The 20,080-nt window shown below is 70.0% G+C and carries 16 protein-coding genes and 2 riboswitches; of the genes, 6 read left to right on the top strand and 10 right to left on the bottom strand.

The annotated features are described in order from the left end of the window. Positions 1-70 precede the first annotated feature (70 nt). The 3 genes from DSC45_RS30670 to DSC45_RS30680 form a co-directional block, all read right to left on the bottom strand. Positions 71-874, bottom strand: coding sequence for a M23 family metallopeptidase (locus tag DSC45_RS30670; protein WP_119295263.1), 804 nt, complete (start codon positions 872-874; stop codon positions 71-73). Positions 875-887: 13 nt separating this feature from the next. Further along, positions 888-1,081: riboswitch (cyclic di-AMP (ydaO/yuaA leader) on the bottom strand. 313 nt (positions 1,082-1,394) lie between these two features. Further along, a complete protein-coding gene (locus DSC45_RS30675; RefSeq protein ID WP_119295351.1) occupies positions 1,395-2,762 on the bottom strand; it encodes a M16 family metallopeptidase in 1,368 nt (455 codons plus the stop codon). 23 nt (positions 2,763-2,785) lie between these two features. Beyond that, positions 2,786-4,153, bottom strand: coding sequence for a M16 family metallopeptidase (locus DSC45_RS30680; protein WP_119295264.1), 1,368 nt, complete (start codon positions 4,151-4,153; stop codon positions 2,786-2,788). Positions 4,154-4,481: 328 nt separating this feature from the next. Here DSC45_RS30680 and DSC45_RS30685 point away from each other — a divergent pair, with 328 nt between their 5' ends. Next, positions 4,482-6,932, top strand: coding sequence for a DNA gyrase/topoisomerase IV subunit A (locus DSC45_RS30685; protein ID WP_119295265.1), 2,451 nt, complete (start codon positions 4,482-4,484; stop codon positions 6,930-6,932). Positions 6,933-6,997: 65 nt separating this feature from the next. On the opposite strand, the gene DSC45_RS30690 is transcribed toward DSC45_RS30685, so the two are convergent. Next, positions 6,998-7,543 carry a hypothetical protein gene (locus DSC45_RS30690; protein WP_119295266.1) on the bottom strand — a complete coding sequence of 182 codons (546 nt, stop codon included), beginning with the start codon at positions 7,541-7,543 and terminating at the stop codon, positions 6,998-7,000. 290 nt (positions 7,544-7,833) lie between these two features. Continuing rightward, positions 7,834-8,907, bottom strand: coding sequence for a CobW family GTP-binding protein (locus DSC45_RS30695; RefSeq protein WP_119295267.1), 1,074 nt, complete (start codon positions 8,905-8,907; stop codon positions 7,834-7,836). A 301-nt stretch (positions 8,908-9,208) separates the two neighbouring features. Here DSC45_RS30695 and DSC45_RS30700 point away from each other — a divergent pair, with 301 nt between their 5' ends. Beyond that, positions 9,209-9,817: a DUF6082 family protein gene (locus tag DSC45_RS30700; protein ID WP_119295268.1), complete on the top strand. Its 609-nt coding sequence runs from the start codon at positions 9,209-9,211 to the stop codon at positions 9,815-9,817. A 123-nt stretch (positions 9,818-9,940) separates the two neighbouring features. Then, on the top strand, positions 9,941-10,177 hold the full coding sequence (locus tag DSC45_RS30705) for a hypothetical protein (protein WP_119295269.1): 237 nt from the start codon (positions 9,941-9,943) through the stop codon (positions 10,175-10,177). Between the two features lie 91 nt (positions 10,178-10,268). Here DSC45_RS30705 and DSC45_RS30710 read toward each other — a convergent pair whose 3' ends face one another. The 5 genes from DSC45_RS30710 to DSC45_RS30730 all read right to left on the bottom strand — a co-directional run bounded on the left by DSC45_RS30710 (position 10,269) and on the right by DSC45_RS30730 (position 16,409). Next, on the bottom strand, positions 10,269-11,897 hold the full coding sequence (locus tag DSC45_RS30710; protein WP_119295270.1) for a glycoside hydrolase family 13 protein: 1,629 nt from the start codon (positions 11,895-11,897) through the stop codon (positions 10,269-10,271). 79 nt (positions 11,898-11,976) lie between these two features. Continuing rightward, positions 11,977-12,867: a carbohydrate ABC transporter permease gene (locus DSC45_RS30715; protein WP_119295271.1), complete on the bottom strand. Its 891-nt coding sequence runs from the start codon at positions 12,865-12,867 to the stop codon at positions 11,977-11,979. After that, entirely contained in the window at positions 12,864-13,859 is a 996-nt protein-coding gene (locus DSC45_RS30720) for a carbohydrate ABC transporter permease (RefSeq protein ID WP_119295272.1), read from the bottom strand. Before DSC45_RS30720 ends, DSC45_RS30715 begins: the two co-directional genes overlap by 4 nt. Positions 13,860-13,865: 6 nt before the next feature. After that, complete coding sequence (locus DSC45_RS30725) at positions 13,866-15,218, bottom strand: ABC transporter substrate-binding protein (protein ID WP_119295273.1); 1,353 nt, start codon at positions 15,216-15,218, stop codon at positions 13,866-13,868. A 174-nt stretch (positions 15,219-15,392) separates the two neighbouring features. Continuing rightward, positions 15,393-16,409 (bottom strand): LacI family DNA-binding transcriptional regulator, encoded by a 1,017-nt coding sequence (locus tag DSC45_RS30730; RefSeq protein ID WP_119295274.1) that lies wholly within the window; start codon positions 16,407-16,409, stop codon positions 15,393-15,395. A 157-nt stretch (positions 16,410-16,566) separates the two neighbouring features. Continuing rightward, a riboswitch (ZMP/ZTP riboswitch) is annotated at positions 16,567-16,654 on the top strand. Between the two features lie 21 nt (positions 16,655-16,675). Between DSC45_RS30730 and DSC45_RS30735 the strand changes: the two genes are divergently transcribed. The 3 genes from DSC45_RS30735 to DSC45_RS30745 all read left to right on the top strand — a co-directional run bounded on the left by DSC45_RS30735 (position 16,676) and on the right by DSC45_RS30745 (position 20,075). Next, positions 16,676-17,545 carry a bifunctional 5,10-methylenetetrahydrofolate dehydrogenase/5,10-methenyltetrahydrofolate cyclohydrolase gene (locus DSC45_RS30735; protein WP_119295275.1) on the top strand — a complete coding sequence of 290 codons (870 nt, stop codon included), beginning with the start codon at positions 16,676-16,678 and terminating at the stop codon, positions 17,543-17,545. Positions 17,546-17,757: 212 nt separating this feature from the next. After that, the gene (locus DSC45_RS30740) at positions 17,758-19,401 is read left to right on the top strand and encodes an ATP-binding protein (RefSeq protein ID WP_119295276.1); all 1,644 of its coding nucleotides are present in this window, start codon (positions 17,758-17,760) and stop codon (positions 19,399-19,401) included. Continuing rightward, positions 19,398-20,075 (top strand): response regulator, encoded by a 678-nt coding sequence (locus DSC45_RS30745; protein ID WP_119295277.1) that lies wholly within the window; start codon positions 19,398-19,400, stop codon positions 20,073-20,075. The genes DSC45_RS30740 and DSC45_RS30745 overlap by 4 nt, the downstream gene beginning before the upstream one ends. The last annotated feature ends 5 nt before the right edge of the window (positions 20,076-20,080 follow it).

Genomic DNA, 20,080 nt, shown 5'->3' on the forward strand with positions numbered 1-20,080 from the left:
GGGGAATCCGGGGCCTTCGGTGTTCTGGGGTCGGGCATCCGTCACGGAGGACGGTGCCCGGCGGCAGGTGTCAGACGTTGACGCCGTGCGAGCGCAGGTACGCGACGGGGTCGATGTCCGCGCCGTAGTCCGGGCCGGTACGGGCCTCGAAGTGCAGGTGCGGGCCGGTGACGTTGCCGGTGGCACCGGAGACGCCGATCTGCTCGCCCGGCGTGACGGACTGCCCGACCGAGACGCCGATGGACGAGAGGTGCCCGTACTGGGTGTACGTGCCGTCGTTCATCTTGATCACGATCTGGTTGCCGTACGCGCCGCCGTCGCCGGCCTCGACGACCGTGCCGCGGCCGACGGACATCACGGAGGTGCCGGAGGCCGCGTGGAAGTCGATGCCGCTGTGGCTGCCGGAGGACCACATGGCTCCGCCGGTCTGGTAGCCGGTGGACACGTAGGAGCCACTGACCGGGGCGGTGTAGGCGTTGAGGCGCTTGCGCTCGGCCTCACGTGCGGCACGCGCCTTGACCGCGCGCTCCTTCTCGGCGCGCGCCTCGGCCTTGCGCTTCGCCTCCGCCTTGCGCTTGGCCTCGGCGGCGGCCTTCTTCTCGGCGGCGGCCTTGGCGGCGGCGCGGTCGGCGGCCTCCTCCTGGGCACCGGCCTGTGCGGCGATGTGCTGGACGACGGCGCCGTCCACGGAGACGGCCTCGTTCAGGACCGACTTGTCGGCGGTGGTGCTGCTGCTGTCGGCGGCGAGGGCCGGAGCGGCCAGGGTGCCGACGACGCCGGTGGTCGCCAGGGCCGCTACGCCCACGACGCCGGCGCCCTTGCGGGTGAGGCGGCTGGGACGGCGGTGCTTCCCGGTGGCACGGGGGAAAGCCATGAAGCGGCGGGATCCTTTCCTTCCTTCTCGCCTACCGGGTTAGCTGACGGGTTCGGAGCAGGAAGGTCTCCTACGGGCACCCCTGACGGGGCATCCGATTCACCCCAGGGATCGTGCCTCTCGGGCCGCAACTGTGGTGCGGCTGGGGAGAGTTGGGTCCCCGGCTCCCCTGGCTCGCGCCGTACGGGGACTCGGCGATGACTGTCCGGTGCCGCGGTTGCGGCGCATGCCTGGCGAACAGCCGGACCGACGCTAAACGGGACATCTTTCAATCAACAAACGGAGACAGGAGTTTGTAGCGGATGCCACAGGACACAACCGGCGACACTCCTGCAATACGGACATAACGGGGTGTTGGTTGTGGTGTCTGGGAGATCGGATGACGCCCCGGACACCACCCGGCCCCCAGACATGAAGACCCCCGCTCACGGACAAGGACACGAAGGGGACCCCGGCGGCGCACACGCCACCGGGGTCCCCTTCGTGTCCTTGTCCGCAGTCGTAGCGGACCGCGACGGTGTCAGCCCGTCACGACCGACACCTCACCGATACCGAGCGCCTTCACGGGCTCCGCGATCTGCGAGGCGTCCCCCACCAGCACCGTGACGAGACGGTCGACCGGGAAGGCGTTCACCGCGGCCGCCGTGGCCTCCACCGTGCCGGTCTCCGCCAGTCGCCGGTACAACTGCGCCTGGAAGTCGTCCGGCAGATGCTGCTCGACCTGGTCCGCCAGGGTGTCCGCGACGGCCGCGGCCGTCTCGTAACGCAGCGGGGCCACGCCCACCAGGTTCTGCACGGCGACGTCCCGCTCGGCGTCCTCAAGGCCCTCGGCGGACACGGTGCGCAGTACCTTCCACAGGTCGTCCAGGGCCGGTCCGGTGGACTCCGTGTCCACCGATCCCTGGATCGCGATGAGGGACACCCCGGTGCCGTCCGCGGCCGAACGGAGCACCTGGGCAGAGGCACGCACTCCGTACGTGTAGCCCTTCTCCTCGCGCAGCACACGGTCCAGACGGGACGTCAGGGTGCCGCCCAGGCAGTAGCTGCCGAGCACCTGGGCCGGCCACACCCGGTCGTGCCGGTCGGCGCCGGTGCGGCCGATGAGCAGCTGGGTCTGTACGGCGCCCGGCCGGTCCACGATGACGACCCGGCCGGTGTCGTCGGCCGTGACGGACGGCACGGGGCGGGACTCTGCCCCGATGCCGGTCCACTGTCCGAGGGTGTCCGCGAGGACCGCGTCCAGATCGGTGCCGGACAGGTCGCCGACGACGACCGCGGTGGCGGCCACCGGGCGCACGTGCGCGTCGTAGAACGCGCGGACCGCCGCGGCGTCGATGCGCTCCACCGTCTCCTCGCTGCCCTGGCGCGGACGCGACATCCGCGAGTCGGCCGGGAAAAGCTCCTTGAACAGTTCCTTGGCCGCGCGCCGCGCCGGGTTGGCCAGCTCGTGCGGGATCTCGTCCAGGCGGTTGCGCACCAGGCGCTTGACCTCGCTGTCGGCGAACGCCGGTGCGCGCAGCGCGTCCGCGACGAGGCCGAGGGCCTTGGCGAGGCGCGAGACCGGGACCTCGAGCGAGAGGCGTACGCCGGGGTGCCCGGCGTTCGCGTCGAAGGTGGCGCCGCACCGCTCGAGCTCCGCGGCGAAATCCTCCGCCGAGTGCTTGTCGGTGCCCTCCGAGAACGCCCTCGCCATGATCGTGGCGACGCCCTCGATGCCCTCGGGCTCGGCCTCGAGCGGCGCGTCCAGATTGATCTCGACGGCGACGAGCTGCTGGCCGGGGCGGTCGCAGCGGAGCACCGTGAGGCCGTTGTCCAGGGTGGTGCGCTCCGGTGCCGGGAAGGCCCAGGGCTTGGCCGTACCGGCCTGGGGCTGCGGGTGGGAGTCCATCGTCACGTCGATGCCGGTGTCGGTCACTTGGCCGCCTCGTCTTCCTGTGCGTCGCCTTCGGCGGCCTCGGCCGCTTCGGTGTCCTCGGCCGCCACCGGTTCGTACACCAGGACCGCGCGGTTGTCGGGGCGCAGCCGGGCCGCGGCGACCTCACGGACCTCGTCGGCGGTGACGTCGAGCACCCGCCCGACGGCGGTCAGTGCGAGCTGCGGGTCGCCGAACAGGACGGCGTACCGGCAGAGTTCGTCCGCGCGGCCGGCGACCGTGCCGAGCCGGTCCAGCCATTCGCGCTCCAACTGGGCCTGGGCGCGCTCCATCTCCTCGTCGGTGGGGCCCTCTTCGGCGAACCGGGCGAGTTCCTCGTCCACGGCCGTCTCGATGACCGGTACCTCGACATCGCCCGAGGTCTTCACGTCGAGCCAGCCGAGCGAGGGCGCACCGGCGAGACGCAGCAGGCCGAACCCGGCCGCGACCGCGGTGCGGTCGCGGCGCACCAGGCGGTTGTAGAGCCGGGAGGACTCGCCTCCGCCGAGCACGGTGAGCGCCACGTCCGCCGCGTCGCACGCGCGCGTGCCGTCCGCCGGGAGGCGGTAGGCGGACATCAGGGCGCGGGCCGGCACCTCCTCCTCGATGACCTCGCGGTGCTCGGAGCCGTGCACGTCGGGCAGTGAGCCGTCGCGCGGCGGCTGCTTGCCGTCGTGCTGCGGGATGGAACCGAAGTACTTCTCGATCCAGGCGAGGGTCTGCTCCGGGTCGATGTCGCCGACGACGGACAGGACCGCGTTGTTCGGCGCGTAGTACGTCCGGAAGAACGTCCGCGCGTCCTCGAGCGTCGCCGCGTCAAGGTCCGCCATCGAGCCGATCGGCGTGTGGTGGTACGGGTGGCCCTCGGGGTACGACAGGGCGGTGAGCTTCTCGAACGCGGTGCCGTAGGGGACGTTGTCGTAGCGCTGGCGGCGCTCGTTCTTCACGACGTCCCGCTGGTTCTCCATCGACTCCTCGTCGAGGGCGGCGAGGAGGGAGCCCATCCGCTCGGCCTCGAGCCACAGGGCCAGCTCGAGCTGATGGGCGGGCATGGTCTCGAAGTAGTTCGTCCGCTCGAAGCTCGTGGTGCCGTTGAGCGAGCCGCCGGCGCCCTGGACGAGTTCGAAGTGGCCGTTGCCCTGCACCTGCTTGGAACCCTGGAACATCAGGTGCTCGAAGAGGTGCGCGAGGCCGGTGCGGCCCGCCACCTCGTGACGTGAGCCGACGTCGTACCAGAGGCAGACCGCGGCGACCGGGGTCAGGTGGTCCTCGGAGAGCACCACGCGCAGGCCGTTGGCCAGGCGGTGCTCGGTCGCTGTCAGGCCGCCGGAGCCGGCCTGCGCTGTGGCCGTGTGACCCATGGGCATGTGGTCCCTTCGATCGCTGGTGGACAAGCTGCTGCAGGCTGGGCCCCGTCGTCGGACTGCCGTCTGCCGTGCGGCCCTGTCACTGTATGCAACCGCCCCGACGTCTGGCGAAGTTCCCGGATTCGTCACCTGCTCGCTAGGACCCGCCCACTGCCCCGGTGACCCGGGCGTTCGCCCTCCGCGGACACCCGGCGCGGCGGCCGTCGCGAGGTCGTCCGGAGTCGGATCCGACGGGTCGCGGTCCGCGTTGTCAGTGGCTCGGTCCACAATGGTCGGCGTCAGAACTGGAGATTGCCCCGCACAGGTACGTGAAGGAGCCGCAGCAGCGATGGCCCGCCGCAGCACGAAGACCCCACCGCCCGACGATTTCGAGGAGCGGATCCTCGACATCGACGTCGTCGACGAGATGCAGGGCTCCTTCCTCGAGTACGCGTACTCGGTCATCTACTCGCGCGCCCTGCCGGACGCGCGGGACGGCCTGAAGCCGGTGCAGCGCCGCATCGTGCACCAGATGCAGGAGATGGGCCTGCGCCCCGACCGCGGGTACGTCAAGTGCGCCCGTGTCGTCGGCGAGGTGATGGGCAAACTGCATCCGCACGGTGACGCGTCGATCTACGACGCCCTGGTGCGGATGGCACAGCCGTTCTCGATGCGTGTCCCGCTGGTCGACGGCCACGGCAACTTCGGCTCGCTGGGCAACGACGACCCGCCCGCCGCGATGCGGTACACCGAATGCCGGATGGCCTCGGCCACTTCGCTGATGACCGACTCGATCGACGAGGACACGGTCGACTTCACGCCGAACTACGACGGCCAGGAACTCGAGCCCGTCGCCCTCCCGGCGGCGTACCCGAACCTGCTGGTCAACGGCTCGTCGGGGATCGCCGTCGGGATGGCGACCAACATGGCGCCGCACAATCTGGGCGAGGTCATCGCGGCCGCCCGCCATCTCATCAAGCACCCCGGCGCCGACCTCGAGACGCTGATGCGCTTCGTACCGGGCCCCGATCTGCCCACCGGCGGACGGATCGTGGGCCTCGCCGGCATCAAGGACGCCTACGCCACCGGCCGCGGCACGTTCAAGATCCGCGCCACGGTCGCCGTGGAGAACGTCACGGCGCGCCGCAAGGGCCTCGTGGTGACCGAACTGCCCTTCAGCGTCGGCCCCGAGAAGGTCATCGCCAAGATCAAGGACCTGGTCGGCTCGAAGAAGCTGCAGGGCATCGCGGACGTCAAGGACCTCACGGACCGCGAGCACGGCCTGCGCGTGGTCATCGAGATCAAGAACGGCTTCGTCCCCGAGGCCGTCCTCGAACAGCTCTACAAGCTGACGCCGATGGAGGAGTCCTTCGGCATCAACAACGTCGCCCTGGTGGACGGCCAGCCGCTCACCCTCGGCCTCAAGGAGCTCCTCGAGGTCTACCTGGACCACCGGTTCAACGTGGTGCGGCGGCGCAGCGAGTTCCGCCGGAGCAAGAAGCGGGCCCGGCTTCATCTCGTCGAGGGCCTGCTCGTCGCCCTGATCGACATCGACGAGGTCATCCGGCTGATCCGCTCCAGCGACAATTCGGCGCAGGCCAAGGAGCGCCTGATGTCCGCGTTCTCGCTCAGCGAGACCCAGACCCAGTACATCCTCGACACCCCCCTGCGCCGACTGACCAAGTTCGACCGCATCGAGCTGGAGTCGGAGCGCGACCGGCTGAACGCGGAGATCGAGGAGCTCACCCGGATCCTCGAGTCGGACGCCGAGCTGCGCAAGCTGGTCTCGACCGAACTGGCCTCGGTGGCGAAGCAGTTCGCCACCGACCGGCGCACGGTACTGCTCGAGTCGGCGGGCAAGCCCACCACGGCCGTGCCTCTCGAGGTGGCGGACGACCCGTGCCGGGTCCTGCTGTCGTCCACCGGACTGCTCGCCCGTACGGCGACCGGCGAGCTGCCGTTCGAGGAGGACGCCAAGCGGGTCAAGCACGATGTGATCGTGTCGGCGGTGCCGGCCACCCAGCGCGGCGAGGTGGGCGCGGTGACCTCGTCGGGGCGGCTGCTGCGGCTTCCGGTGATCGACCTCCCGCAGCTGCCGGAGACGGCGAGTTCGCCCACACTCTCGGGCGGTGCTCCGGTGGCGGAGTTCCTGACTCTGGAGCCCGGTGAGTCGCTGATCTGCCTCATGACGCTCGACGAGTCCTCACCCGGTCTTGCACTCGGCACCGCACAGGGTGTCGTGAAGCGTGTCGTACCCGACTACCCGTCGCACCGCGAGGAGTTGGAGGTCATCACCCTCAAGGACGGCGACCGTGTCGTCGGCGCCTGCGAGCTGCGCACCGGCGAGGAGGATCTGGTCTTCATCACCGACGACGCCCAACTCCTGCGCTACCAGGCCGCGCAGGTGCGCGCCCAGGGCCGGCCGGCCGGCGGGATGTCCGGGGTGAAGCTGACCGAGGGGGCGAAGGTGATCTCGTTCACCGCGGTCGATCCCGGTGTGGACGCCATGGTGTTCACGGTCGCCGGCTCCCGCGGCACGCTCGACGATTCGGTGCAGACGACGGCAAAGATCACACCGTTCGACCAGTACCCGCGCAAGGGCCGCGCGACGGGCGGCGTGCGCTGCCAGCGGTTCCTGAAGGGCGAGGACTGCCTGTCGTTCGCCTGGGCGGGCCCGGTGCCAGCCCGCGCGGCCCAGCGCAACGGCAATCCGGCGGAACTCCCGGAGATCGACCCGCGCCGCGACGGCTCGGGCGTCTCCCTGGCCAAGCCGGTCGCCGCGGTGGCCGGGCCGGTGTAGGTCCGCGACGTCCTGCCGGGGCGCTGCGGCGGCCCCGGCAGGACCCGACCCCGTGGGTGGGCAGACTAGTTGTGGTCCACGAACCACTTGGTGCAGCCCTTGCCCCCTTCGTCCGGGAAGACGCAGGTGCGGACGGCGTAGCTGCGTCCCGTGCCGGGGATCTGCAACTGCACGCCGTCCGTCGCCATCCAGTCGCCGATGTACGCCTCGTGCCAGCTGGCCGTGTTCCGGCAGCGGCCGTAACTGCCCACCTCGCCGGTGGAGGGGTGCTGCGGCTTGTCGGTCATCTTGAACTTCTTGTAGCTCCGCTGGATCTCGACCCGGTCGCCCACCGTGATGTCTTCCACATAGGCGCGGGCCCGCTCGTCCTCCAGCTTCTCGGTCCAGAGTTCGGCGTTGCGCCCCTTGTAGCTCCTGGTGCCGGAGACGCCGTAGATGCCGGCGACGCCGCCGCAGAACGACGCCTTCGCCTCCGGGGCCGCCGCCCCCGAGGACTGCGGACCCGCCCCCGACGACGGGTCGGCAACGGCGGACCCGCTGGCGGCCGCCGTCCCGGCCCCTGCGATCAGAAGCGCAGTGACACCGATTCGGGCCGTACAGTACTTCCTCATGGTTCTCCCCCGTATGCGATGAACTGTCCAGCCTGCGCTTAAGGATGTCGGCTCGAGACGTCGGCTCAGAGCTTCGACGTAAGGCCTGCGCGGCTGCTCGGCCCATCGTCCCGGTCCTCACACATCCGCACCACGGATTACGGCTCCACCCGAAAGTTCCCGGTCACATGGGTGCGATGGCTGCTACAGCGGTGTCGCGGGCGAACGGGCCACAGAGCCCGCCCCGTTCGCCCCTTCTCGCAGGAGTCGTCAGGAGCGGAGAAGAGTCGCAGGACAGATGCTCTTCCGGGTCACTCCGCCTCGGGTACGAAGCGCAGGACACCCCACAGCGCGTCGTCACGGGGCTCCTGCGGCTCCGTGTCCCGGCATGCCTCGAGCTCCTTGGTGAGGGACGCGGCTTCCACGCCGGTGCCGATCAGGACGAGGCCGGTACCGCGCACTTCACTGTCCGGCCACGGCTCGGGGTAGAAGCGCAGAAAGCGGCCCACCGCGTGGAGCACATAGCGGTTGTGCGGGTCGTGGGTGCCGAAGTCCACATACCCCTTGATCCGGTACAGGCCTTCCGTCCTGCGGTCCAGGAAGTCCAGCAGCCGGCGGGGACCGAGCGGCTGCCGGGTGGCGAACGAAACGCTTTCGTAGGCGGCATGGAGATGGCCGTTGTGGGCCCCCTCCCAGGGCGAGTCGCCCCCATCCGCCATGTCCTCGAAGGACAGCTGGCCGAGCCGCTCCGTCTTCGGTCTGCGGTCGAAGAGCAGCTCCGGGTCGATCCTGCCGTACGTGCTGCTCACCACGGCAGCACCGTCGGCGAGCCCGGTCACCGACCGCAGCAACCGCTCGCGGTCCGTCTCCCCCACCCGGTCGGTCTTGTTCAGGACCACCAGATCGGCAAGGGCGAGATGGCGTTCGACCTCCGGGTGGCGTTCGCGGGTCGCGTCGAACTCCGCGGCGTCCACGACCTCGACGAGGCCCCCGTAGACGATGTGTGGGTTGTCGCTGGCGAGCAGCATGCGCACCAGCTCCTGGGGTTCGGCCAGGCCGCTGGCCTCGATCACGATCACATCGAGGCCTACGGACGGACGGGTCAGCCTCTCCAGGTAGCTGTCGAGTTCACTGCCGTCGACGGCGCAGCAGAGGCAGCCGTTCCCCAGGGACACCGTCGAACCGACCTGACCGGACACGGACATGGCGTCGATCTCGATCGCCCCGAAGTCGTTGACGACGACTCCGACCCGGGTCCCACCGCTGCCCCGCAGCAGATGGTTGAGCAACGTCGTCTTCCCCGACCCCAGGAACCCCGCCAGAACGATCACCGGAATCTGAGCTGTCTGTCCCCGGCTCACCTGCGCCCTTTCCCTCGCTGCCATGCTGTCCTGACCAGGGTAGAACCGCCGCGAGCGCACTCCCCCGCGCAGCGGTCCCGGACGTCGCCGGTAGGGCCCGCCCGACTGCACGATTGTCGGCGGCGCGCACGGGGCACACACAGGACACGGCGCCGGTTGTCCAGACATTCGCATACCTCCGCGCGCCCGCGTTCCGCCTCCTGCCGACCAGCGCCGCTCGGCGATCCTGGAGGACGCAAGAGCACCGCCACCTGCTCGCCGGTCCCGCTCTCCGTCGACCCGCACCCGACGACCGGCGGAACGGTCGCCTGACTCGGGGGTTGACATGGCCACACAGATTCGGCTGAGGGGATCCTGTGCCACCGCTGCAGGGCTCACCCTTGCCGTAGCGGGGATGCTGGCGCAGTTCCGTTCGCAGCACCGCAAGTACGACGAACTCCGCCTGCGGATCGACCGGTTGACGGCCGCGGAGGAGCACCATCGGCACACCGCCCTGATCCATCAGCAGCGTCTTCAGTTGACCCTGCTGTGCAAGGCCGTGGACGATCCCGAACTCGCCGACGTCCTGGACACCTACGACGAGCCGCTCGATCCCGGGGTGCGCCGCCAATACCTCTTCGCGAACGCCGTCTACACCAACGCCCTGCTCGCTCTGCGCGTCGGCATCGTCAACCGCGAGGAGCTCTACGGACACCTTCGGATGATCTGCCGCAGCCCCGTGTTCCAGCAGTACTGGCACGCCACCCGCCATCACCGGGCAAGCCTGAAGGACGGTTCGGACGAGGTGGAGCTGGGACTCCTGGTCGACGGCCTGATCCGTGACCTGGAGGACGCCGACACCGACGAGTGGTGGGTGGTGGGCGAGCCGCCCGGGACACCGGACGGAGCCGCACCGACCCGCGCGGGGGACGCAGGCGAGGACCCCGCGACCTAGGCCAAATGGCTTTTCCCCATGGCGAGTTGGGCTAGACTCCGGCGCGCCTTGACGACGCCGCTCGCGCGCGCGGGGCACTGTACCCCCGTTTGCACCACCGAAACTCCTAGGACCGGGATCCCCTTGAAGATCGTGCGCCGTGTTGGTGCTTCGCCGCGTGAGCGAGGCAGTCTGTCCGGGCAGTCGTGTCCGGACATTTTCGAGCTCAGCGACGGCAACTTCGCCGTCATCGGCACCGAGGCCACAGCGAAGCTCGACTCCGAGCTGCCGGCCGACGCCTCGCGTGCGGACTACGAGCGGATCGTGGTCGTGAGCAGGGACACCCTGCTGCGCGCCAAGAGCGACATCCCCGACGCCTGAGCACCCGGCGGCAACGCCACCCGGCCCGGCATCCCCGTGGATGCCGGGCCTCTGCGTGGCGTCGCTGGGCAGCCCGTCCTTGTCTGCCGTGTCAGACCCTCAACCACACCGCCGTATCCGTCTCCAGGCGGCCGTCGGGCGTCAACGGGGCGCTGGAGAGCAGGAGTTCGCCGTGCGCAGGCAGGTCCGCGGCCTCGGCACCGAGGTTGACCAGGCAGACCAGTCCGTCCGGTCGTTCGAAGGCGAGGACTTCGGGCGGGGACGGAAGCCAACGCAGCGCCCCGTCGCCGAACCCGGGCGAGGTGCGGCGCAGCCTGAGCGCCTCGCGATACAGGGCGAGCATCGACTCCGGGTCCTGGCCCTGCAGGTCGGCGGAGTACGAGGCCCAGTCGTCGGGCAGCGGCAGCCAGGGTTCGGCGGCGGCATCGGTGCCGAACCCGGCATGCGGGGCCTCGGCCCGCCAGGGCAGGGGCACCCGGCACCCGTCCCGGCCGGGGTCCCGGCCTTCGGACCGGAAGTGCATCGGGTCCTGGATGCGGTCCAGCGGGATCTCCGCCTCGTACAGGCCCAACTCCTCGCCCTGGTAGACGTAGACCGAGCCCGGCAGCGCGAGGGTGAGCAGGGCCGCGGCCCGCGCCCTTCGGGTGCCGACCGCCAGATCGCTCGGTGTGCCGAACTCCTTGGCGCCGAAGTCGAATCCGCTGTCCGCCCGTCCGTAGCGGGTGACCGTGCGGGTGATGTCGTGGTTGCACAGGACCCAGGTGGCCGGGGCCCCGACCGGCGCATGCTCGGCGAGGGTCTCGTCGATGACCTTGCGCAGCCGGGCTGGCTCCCAAGGGGCGCTCAGAAAGGCCAGGTTGAAGGCGGTGTGCAGTTCGTCGGACCGCAGATAACGGGCGAAGCGCTCGGAGTCGGGGAGCCACACCTCGCCGACGAAGACCCCGCCGTACTCGTCGGCGATCGCCCGCCACGAGCGGTAGATCTGGTGGAGTTCGTCCCGGTCGATGAACGGGTGCGGGTCGGTCCCCTCGACGAAGTCGGGGAGTTCGGGGTCCTTCGCGAGCAGCGCGGCCGAGTCGATGCGTACGCCTGCCACGCCTCGGTCGAACCAGAAGCGCAGGACCTCCTCGTGCTCCTGACGGACGGCGGGATGCGCCCAGTTGAGGTCGGGCTGCTGGGGTGCGAAGAGGTGCAGGTACCACTCGCCGTCCGGGACCCTGGTCCAGGTGGACGCCGTCGGTGCGAACTGGGACGGCCAGTCGTTGGGCGGCAGTTCGCCGTTCTCCCCGCGGCCGGGCCGGAAGTGGAACAGGTCGCGCTCCGGGCTGCCCGGCCCGGCAGCGAGCGCGGCCCGGAACCAGGCGTGCTGGTCCGAGACATGGTTCGGGACGACGTCGACGATGGTGCGTATGCCGAGCGCCCGGGCTTCGGCGATCAGTTTCTCGGCCTCGGCGACCGTGCCGAAGGCGGGGTCGATGACGCGGTAGTCGGTGACGTCGTATCCGCCGTCGACCATCGGGGACAGGTACCAGGGGTTGAACCACAGGGCGTCGACGCCGAGTTCGTTCAGATACGGGAGCCGGGCACGGACGCCCGCCAGGTCCCCCGTGCCGTCGCCGTCGCCGTCGGCGAAGCTGCGGACGTACACCTGGTAGATGGCGGCCGAGCGCCACCAGTCGTCCCGTTCCACGTTGTTCCGGGCAGGGGAGGGCTGTCCCACGGTGCGAACCTTTCGTTGTGCCGGTTGAGGGAGCTGCCGGGGCCGGCCCGGAGGTGTGCGGCCACCGGGCCTGTCGGGGTCAGCCCTTGGTGCTGCCCGCGCTGATGCCGGCGATGATGTGGCGCTGGAAGACCAGGAACATGACCACCATGGGGATCGAGGCGATCACCATGGACGCGATCACCACGGTCTGGGAGATGTTCTGGGTGAGCTGGACGAGCGCCACGCTGATCGGCTGTTTCGAGGTGTCGGAGAAGACCATCAGCGGCCAGAGGAAGTCCTGCCAGACGGCGACGAGGGCAAAGATGGAGACCACCCCGAGCACGGGCCGCGACATCGGCAGCACGATGGACCAGAGCGTGCGCAGCCGTCCTGCCCCGTCGATCTCGGCCGCCTCCAGGACGTCGCGCGGGATCTGGTCGAAGAACCGCTTCAGGAGATAGAGGTTGAAGGCGTTGGCCACGGCGGGCAGCCAGATCGCCATGGGGTCGTTGAGCAGACTGATGTGCAGGATCGGCAGGTCGGCGACCGTCAGGTACTTCGGTACGACCAGGGCCTGCGCCGGCACCATCAGGGTGGCGAGGATGCCGCCGAGGATCACCTTGCCGAAGACGGGCCGGAGTTTGGACAGCGCGTAGGCGGCGGCCGTGCAGAACACGATCTGCAGGATCCAGGCACCGCTCGCCTGGACCACCGTGTTCCACAGATGCGTGGGCAGCCGCATCAGGTCCCAGGCGTCGGTGTAGCCGCTCACGTGCCAGGAGTCGGGCACCAGGGTCGGGGGCGTGCGCACCAGCTCGTCCGGCGACTTCATCGCACCGGTGACCATCCAGTACACCGGGAACAGGAACGCGACGGCGAAGAGGAGCACCACCCCGGTGAACACGCCCCAGTAGGCGGCCTTCCCGCGCCGTTTGGCGAGCGCGAGCGGCGAGACGAGGGTGCGGGTGGCGGACGAGGGCGGGGTCATACGGCGTCCTCCTGGGATCGCGTGAACCGCAGATAGATCGCGGAGAACGCGCTGAGCAGCAGCAGGAGCATCACGCTGAGCGCGCAGGCACCGCCGAAGTCGTTGTAGAGGAAGGCGTACTTGTAGATCAGGTAGAGGACGGTGACCGTCGAGTTCTCCGGTCCGCCTCCGGTGATCACGAACGGCTCGGTGAACACCTGCATGGTGGCGATGATCTGAAGGAGCATCAGCATCAGGATGATGAAGCGCGTCTGCGGGATGGTGACGTGTCGGACCCGCTGCCACAGGTTCGCCCCGTCGAGCTCCGCCGCCTCGTACAGCTCGCCCGGGATGCCCTGCAGTGCGGCGAGGTAGATCAGTACCGTGCCGCCCATGGCGGCCCAGGTGGACACGATGACCAGCGATACGAGGGCGGTGTCCGCGCCGTTCGACCAGTTCGAGGTCGGTAGGTGCAGGAAGCGCAGCGTCTCGTTGGCGAGGCCGGCGCCCGGGTCGTAGAACCACTTCCACAGCAGTGCGCTGACCACGGGCGGGATCATCACCGGCAGGTAGACGACCACCCGGAAGAACGCCCGGGCGTGCCGCAGTTCGTTGAGCACGAGTGCCATCACGAACGGGACGGCGAAGCCGATGAGCAGGGCGAGCAGGGTGAACGTCAGAGTGTTGCGCCAGGCCGCTCCGAACTCGGGATCCTGGAACACCCGGGTGAAGTTGGCCGTGCCCACCCACTCCGGGTCGGAGCCCGGCGTGTACTTCTGGAACGCGATGATCACCGCGCGTACGGCCGGGTACCAGGAGAACAGCGCGAAGCAGAGCAGTCCGCCGAGCAGGAAGGCGTAGGCCCGCGACTGGTCGGCGATTCTGCGGCGCAGCGGCCGGCGGCGGCTCGCGGGCCCCGGGGTCGGGGCGGGACCGCCCGGCCGACCTGCGGCGGGCGGCCCTGCCCCGGCATCACCGGAGCGCGCGGACTCATGAATCGATACGGTCTTCATCGTGCGTCAGCCCCGGGCCAGGATGCCGTCGATCTTGCCGGAAGCCTCCTTGAGGAGCTTGTCGATGTCGGCGTCCTGCTTGGTGAGGACAGCGGACACGGCACCGTCGAGCACGGAGTAGATCTGCTGGGCCTTCGGCGGCTCGATCTTCTGGTCGAGGTTCTCGTTGCCGTCCAGGAAGGCCTTGTAGTTCTCGACCGGGACGTTCGCGTACTTCTCCTTGACCTTCTGGTCCTCGGCGTCGGACGTGCCGGTCCAGAGGCGGGGTTCGGGCAGGCCGACGGGGGCGTCGTTCTTCTTGTCGCGCGCGTAGTCGAAGTTGAAGCCCTTGCCCGGGGTCAGGAACATCTCGTCGAGCAGTTTCAGACCGGCCTTGATCTGCTCCGGCGAGGCCTTCTTGTTGAACATGTAGCCGTCACCGCCGAGGAGGGTGCCTTCACCTCCCGGCATGGGGGCCAGGGCGAGGTCCTTGTAGTCGCCGCCCTTCTCCTGGACCAGGATCGGAATGTTGTCGGGGGCGGCGAGGTACATGCCGAGCTTGCCCGAACCCATCATCTGCTGGACGTCGTTGAGGATCAGCAGCTGCTTGCTGCCCATCGAACGGTCCTTCCAGCGCATGTCCTTGAGGGTCTGCAGGACGGCCTTGCCCTCCGGGGTGTTCACGGTGGCCTTCTTGCCGTCCTTGCTGACCACGTCGCCGCCCTGCGAGTAGACCTCGGCGGTGAAGTGCCAGCCGCCTTGGTTCTGGGCGCTGTAGTCGGCGTATCCGACCGTTCCCTTGCCGAGCGCGGCTATCTTCTTGGCCGCGGTGCGGACCTCGTCCCAGGTGGCCGGGGGCTTGTCGGGGTCGAGGCCGGCCTCCTTGAAGAGTGCCTTGTTGTAGATCAGGCCCATCGAGTAGTTGGTGCGCGGGATGCCGTACACCTTGCCGTCGACGGTGTAGATGTCCTTCAGTTCCTGCTTGATGTCCTTGTACCCCTTGAGGTCCTTCACGTAAGGGGTCAGGTCCGCGGCCTGGTTGATGTCGACGACGTGCTTGGCGTCGGTGAAGTACGTGTAGAACACGTCTTCCATCTGGCCGCCGGCCAGTTTGGCGTCGAACGTCTTCGGGTCCTGACAGGGGAACGCGTCGTGCGGATCGACGTCTATGTCAGGGTTCCCCTTCTCGAACGTCCTGACGTCCTCCTGGAAGAACTTGCGGTCGAGCTTGGCGCTCTTCGGCGGCATGCAGTTGATCGAGATCTTGGTCTTGCCGCCGGAGCCGCCGTCCCCTCCGGAGCCGCAGGCGGCGAGGCCGCCGATGGCGATGGCGGTGGCGGTGACGGCCGTGCAGGTACGTCGGAACCCTGAACTTGTCATGGGTGGACCCCTCTGGACGCGTGGGAGCCCACAGCGACTCGCTGTGGCGGCGCTCACTCAAGCACCACCACCAGCCGAACGCAATATATCGAGCAGATTTCGCAAAAGATTGACAGCGAGGCGTCCGCTCGTGAATTCCGGGAGCCGGGTCCGTGCCCCGGGCGGGCGGGGCGCCTACGGGGCCGTGCGCCGCGCCTGACCCGTGGAGCCCCGGACCACCAACTCCGGTTCGTAGAGCAGCTCTTCGGGCGGTACGGCACTGCCGACGATCTGTGCGGAGAGCAGCTCGACCGCGGCCCGGCCCATCGCCTCGATGGGCTGCCTGACCGTGGTGAGCGGTGGCTCCGTGCAGTTCATGAACGCCGAGTCGTCGTAGCCGACCACCGAGACGTCCCCGGGGACGGACTGGCCCCGGCGCCGGGCGGCACGCACCGCGCCGAGGGCGATGGGGTCGCTGGCGCAGACGATCCCCGTGACGCCGCGCTCCAGCAGGCGCGCGGCCGCGGCCTGCCCGCCCTCGAGCGAGAACATGGCGCGTGCGACGTGTTCGTCGGGCAGCGGACTGCCCGAGTCCGCGGCGATCGTGCGGGCCGCCGCAAGCTTGCGCTGCGAAGGCATGTGGTCCGCCGGGCCGAGGACGATGCCGATGCGCTCGTGCCCGAGCGAGGCCAGGTGGCGCCAGGCCTGCTCGACCGCGACGACGTCGTCACAGGAGACCGCGGGGAAACCGAGATCCTCGATCGCCGCGTTCACCAGGACCACCGGGATCTTGCGGGCGGCGAGCTGGGCGTAGTGCTCGTGCGGCGCGTCGGCCTGGGCGTACAGACCACCCGCGAACACCACGCCCGAGACCTGCTGTTCGAGCAGCAGCTCGACGTAGTCCGCCTCCGAGACGCCGCCCTTGGTCTGGGTGCACAGCACCGGGGTGAGCCCCTGCTGCGCGAGGGTCCCCCCGATGACTTCGGCGAAGGCGGGGAAGATCGGATTCTGCAGTTCGGGGAGTACGAGACCCACCAACCGGGCCCGCTCGCCCCGCAGTTGTGTCGGGCGCTCGTAGCCGAGCACGTCCAGGGCCGACAGCACCGACTGGCGCGTGGCCTCGGAGACTCCCGGCTTGTTGTTCAGGACTCGGCTGACGGTGGCCTCGCTGACCCCCACCTTCTGCGCCACTTGAGCAAGTCGTCGCGTCATGTGCGCAAGATTAACGCAATTCTTGCGCAGCTGTTGCGTCGTCACGAAACTGCTGCACCCTACACACGGCGTACAGAATTCCCCGCGCCCTGCGGTCGGCGCCGGACGCGACGAGCCGAGGAGACCCCTCGCGCCGCCCTGCCTGTCCACTACGGTGATGGCGGGCCGTGACTGGCGCTGAGGTGGAGCCACCACCGGGGAGCGGCTCCGAGAAGATGTGAATGCCGCGCGCCTGGGCGATTGGTCGAGAGCGCCTGGAGGCAGCGATGTCCACGACCCGGACGGCCCAACTCATGGACGGCAACGGACTTGCCGCACGCATCGTGGCCGAAACCGCCGACAGGGCGGCGGAGATCGCACGGCGTGCGGGCAGCAGCCCCTGCCTGGCGACCGTGCTCGTGGGAGACGATCCGGCATCGGTCACCTACGTCCGCATGAAGCGCGCCCGGTGCGCGAAGGCGGGGATCAGGTCCCGGCACATCGCACTGCCCGCCACCGTCACGACCGCCGAGTTGACCACCGCTCTCACCGGCCTGTCCGAAGATCCCGACGTGCACGGCATCCTGCTCCAGCATCCGTGTGGCCCGCACATCGACGAACGAGCGGCGTTCGAGGCGATCGCCCCCGAGAAGGACGTCGACGGCGTGACGATGCGCTCCTTCGCCGCGATGAGCTTCGGGCTGCCGGGCTACGTGTCCTGCACGCCGGGCGGAATCATGCGGCTGCTCGAGGCGTACGACGTCGATCTGGCCGGCCGGCACGCTGTGGTGGTGGGGCGCAGCCCGATTCTCGGCAAGCCGGTGGGGATGCTCCTGCTGGCCCGCGACGCGACCGTCACGTTCTGCCACTCGCGCACGGCTGACCTGTCCGCCTCGGTCCGGGCAGCCGACGTCGTGGTGGCAGCCGTCGGCCGGCCCCGGCTCGTCCGCGGTGACGACATCAAGCCGGGCGCCGTGGTGATCGACGCCGGGTACAACCCGGGCAACGTCGGTGACGTCGACTTCGAGGCCGCCCGCACCCGCGCCGGTCTGATCACGCCGGTGCCCGGCGGCGTCGGGCCGATGACCATCGCCGTCCTGCTCGCGCAGACGGTGGACGCCGCCGCGGAACAGCTCGGGGTCCCTCGCACCGCCTGACGGCACTGCCTGGCGACCCGGCCCCTCCGCAGGAGCAGCCCGTCGGCCCTCGCGCTGTGCCCGGGCCGAATGGACCTCGGTGGTAGCGAGGATCACACGCCGAGGAGAATCCCAGCCCAGGCCGGGGCGGCGCCCGACCACCGCATCGACCGCGATGCGGTACGCGGGCCGGCAATTTCGGGCTCGGGCCGAGGGACCGTACCGTTCGTCGCATGAGTGCAGGTCGCAGGGTGCGTATCGGGATGCCCAAACGGGTCTTCTCGCAGGTCCTGCTCATGCAGCTGTCGATCGCCGCCGGCGTGGCCGTGCTCGCCACCGGACTCTTCCTGGCCCCGCTCAGCGAGCAGCTCGACGATCAGGCGATGCGCCGGGCCCTGGCCATCGCGCAGACCACGGCGGCGCAGCCGCAGGTCGCGGCCGATCTGCGGGATACGGCCCCCGCTGTCGACGGCCCCGTGCAGGAGGAGGCGGAACGCGTCCGGCGGGCCACCGGCGCCGAGTACATCGTCGTCGTGAACACCCGCGGAATCCGCTGGTCGCACACCAGCCCCGACGAGATCGGCCGCATGGTGTCCACCGATCCGGGCGAGGCCCTGGCCGGGCATGAGGTCATGGAGATCGACAACGGCACCCTCGGCCGTTCCGCCCGCGGCAAGGTTCCCCTGCGCAGCGCCGACGGGGACGTCGTCGGCGCGGTCTCGGTGGGCATCGAGTACGACAGCGTCCGGGACCGCCTCGTGCACACCATCCCGAGCCTCTTCGCGTACGCGGGCGGCGCCCTGGCGGTGGGCGCGCTGGCCGCGTACCTGATCTCGCGCCGGGTCCGGGGACAGACCCGCGACCTCGCCTTCTCCGACATCTCGGCGCTCCTCGCGGAGCGCGAGGCGATGCTGCACGGCATCCGTGAGGGCGTCGTGGCCCTCGACGCGAGCGGTCGCATCCGGCTGCTCAACGACGAGGCACAGCGCCTGCTCACCCTCGGCCCAGAGGCGATCGGCGAACCTCTCGACACCGCCCTCGGCGCCGGCCGCACCACGGACGTCCTGACCGGCCGCGCCACCGGCACCGACCTGGTCACCGTGCGCGGTCAGCGCGTCCTGGTCGCCAACCGGATGCCCACGGACGACGGCGGCGCCGTCGCCACCCTCCGCGACCGCACCGAACTCGAACGCCTCGGCCGCGAACTCGACTCCACCCGCGGACTCATCGACGCCCTGCGAGCCCAGGACCACGAGCACGCCAATCATCTGCACACCCTGCTCGGGCTCCTGGAACTCGAGATGTACGACGAAGCCGTGGAATTCGTCGGCGAGACCGTGGGCACCCATCGCGCCACCGCCGAGCAGATCACCGAAAAGGTCGGCGACCCGCTGCTCGCCGCGCTCCTGGTCGGAAAAGCCACGGTCGCCGCGGAACGGGGCGTCGCACTGCGAGTGTCCGACGACACCCGGCTGCCGGACCACCTCGTGGACCCGCAGGACCTGGTCACCATCGTGGGCAACCTGGTCGACAACGCCCTGGACGCCTCCCTCGGCACCGACCACGCGCGCGTGGAGGTCGCCCTGCGCACCGAGGGGCGGTCCGTCGAGCTGCGGGTACGCGACTCGGGTCCCGGCGTGCCGCCCGAGCGCCAGGAGCTGATCTTCACCGAGGGCTGGTCGACCAAGGAGCCGCCGGCCCACGGACGGCGCGGGCTCGGTCTGCCCTTGGTGCGCCGACTCGCCGAACGCCAGGGCGGTACTGCCCGGGCGGCGAACACCCGCGGGGCAGGCGCCGAGTTCACGGTCGTACTGCCGGAGGCTCTGACTCCGCAGGCGCGGGACGTACAGCCGGGGACCGTCGAGGAGGCACGGTGATCGACGTACTGGTGGTGGACGACGACCGGCGGGTCGCCGCGGTGAACGCGGCATACGTGGCGAAGGTCGCCGGCTTCCGCGTCGCGGCCCAGGCGCACACCGCCGCCGAGGCGGTGGAGCGGATCGAGGCCCTCCATGTCGACCTGGTGCTCCTCGACCACTATCTGCCCGACGCCACCGGCCTCGACGTGGTACGCAGCCTGCGCGAGAGCGGCCGGCAGACCGACGTGATCATGGTGACGGCCGCGCGGGACGTCGCCACCGTCCAGTCCGCGATGCGGCACGGGGCGCTCCAGTACCTGGTGAAGCCGTTCACCTTCGCCGGACTCCGCTCGAAACTCGACGGATACGCGGCCCTGCGCCGCACCCTCGACGGTGGCGGCGAGGCCGAACAGACCGAGGTGGACCGGATGTTCAGCGCCTTGTCCGCCACACCCGCGCCGGAGCTGCCGAAGGGCCACTCCCCCGGTACCGCGGATCTGGTGCGGCGTGCCATGACGTCCGCGGACGGCGCCCTGTCGGCCCAGGAGGTCGCCGACAGGACCGGCCTCAGCCGGCAGACCGCCCAGCGCTACCTGAAGCTCCTGGAACGCACCGGCCGAGTCCGCCTCACCCTGCGGTACGGCGACACGGGCCGCCCGGAGCACCGCTACGAGTGGGCCACCGGGCGCTGACCACC

The sequence above is a fragment of the Streptomyces sp. YIM 130001 genome (assembly GCF_003574445.1).
In the GTDB taxonomy this organism is placed as follows: Bacteria; Actinomycetota; Actinomycetes; order Streptomycetales; family Streptomycetaceae; genus Streptomyces.

What these genes read in the sequence shown, in the direction of transcription:
- DSC45_RS30725 (WP_119295273.1), bottom strand. Translation starts at nt 15,218, where the DNA reads ATGACAAGTTCAGGGTTCCGACGTACCTGCACGGCCGTCACCGCCACC.
- DSC45_RS30690 (WP_119295266.1), bottom strand. Translation starts at nt 7,543, where the DNA reads ATGAGGAAGTACTGTACGGCCCGAATCGGTGTCACTGCGCTTCTGATC.
- DSC45_RS30695 (WP_119295267.1), bottom strand. Translation starts at nt 8,907, where the DNA reads ATGGCAGCGAGGGAAAGGGCGCAGGTGAGCCGGGGACAGACAGCTCAG.
- DSC45_RS30735 (WP_119295275.1), top strand. Translation starts at nt 16,676, where the DNA reads ATGTCCACGACCCGGACGGCCCAACTCATGGACGGCAACGGACTTGCC.
- DSC45_RS30685 (WP_119295265.1), top strand. Translation starts at nt 4,482, where the DNA reads ATGGCCCGCCGCAGCACGAAGACCCCACCGCCCGACGATTTCGAGGAG.
- DSC45_RS30720 (WP_119295272.1), bottom strand. Translation starts at nt 13,859, where the DNA reads ATGAAGACCGTATCGATTCATGAGTCCGCGCGCTCCGGTGATGCCGGG.
- DSC45_RS30730 (WP_119295274.1), bottom strand. Translation starts at nt 16,409, where the DNA reads ATGACGCGACGACTTGCTCAAGTGGCGCAGAAGGTGGGGGTCAGCGAG.
- DSC45_RS30675 (WP_119295351.1), bottom strand. Translation starts at nt 2,762, where the DNA reads ATGGACTCCCACCCGCAGCCCCAGGCCGGTACGGCCAAGCCCTGGGCC.
- DSC45_RS30715 (WP_119295271.1), bottom strand. Translation starts at nt 12,867, where the DNA reads ATGACCCCGCCCTCGTCCGCCACCCGCACCCTCGTCTCGCCGCTCGCG.
- DSC45_RS30740 (WP_119295276.1), top strand. Translation starts at nt 17,758, where the DNA reads ATGAGTGCAGGTCGCAGGGTGCGTATCGGGATGCCCAAACGGGTCTTC.
- DSC45_RS30670 (WP_119295263.1), bottom strand. Translation starts at nt 874, where the DNA reads ATGGCTTTCCCCCGTGCCACCGGGAAGCACCGCCGTCCCAGCCGCCTC.
- DSC45_RS30700 (WP_119295268.1), top strand. Translation starts at nt 9,209, where the DNA reads ATGGCCACACAGATTCGGCTGAGGGGATCCTGTGCCACCGCTGCAGGG.
- DSC45_RS30680 (WP_119295264.1), bottom strand. Translation starts at nt 4,153, where the DNA reads ATGCCCATGGGTCACACGGCCACAGCGCAGGCCGGCTCCGGCGGCCTG.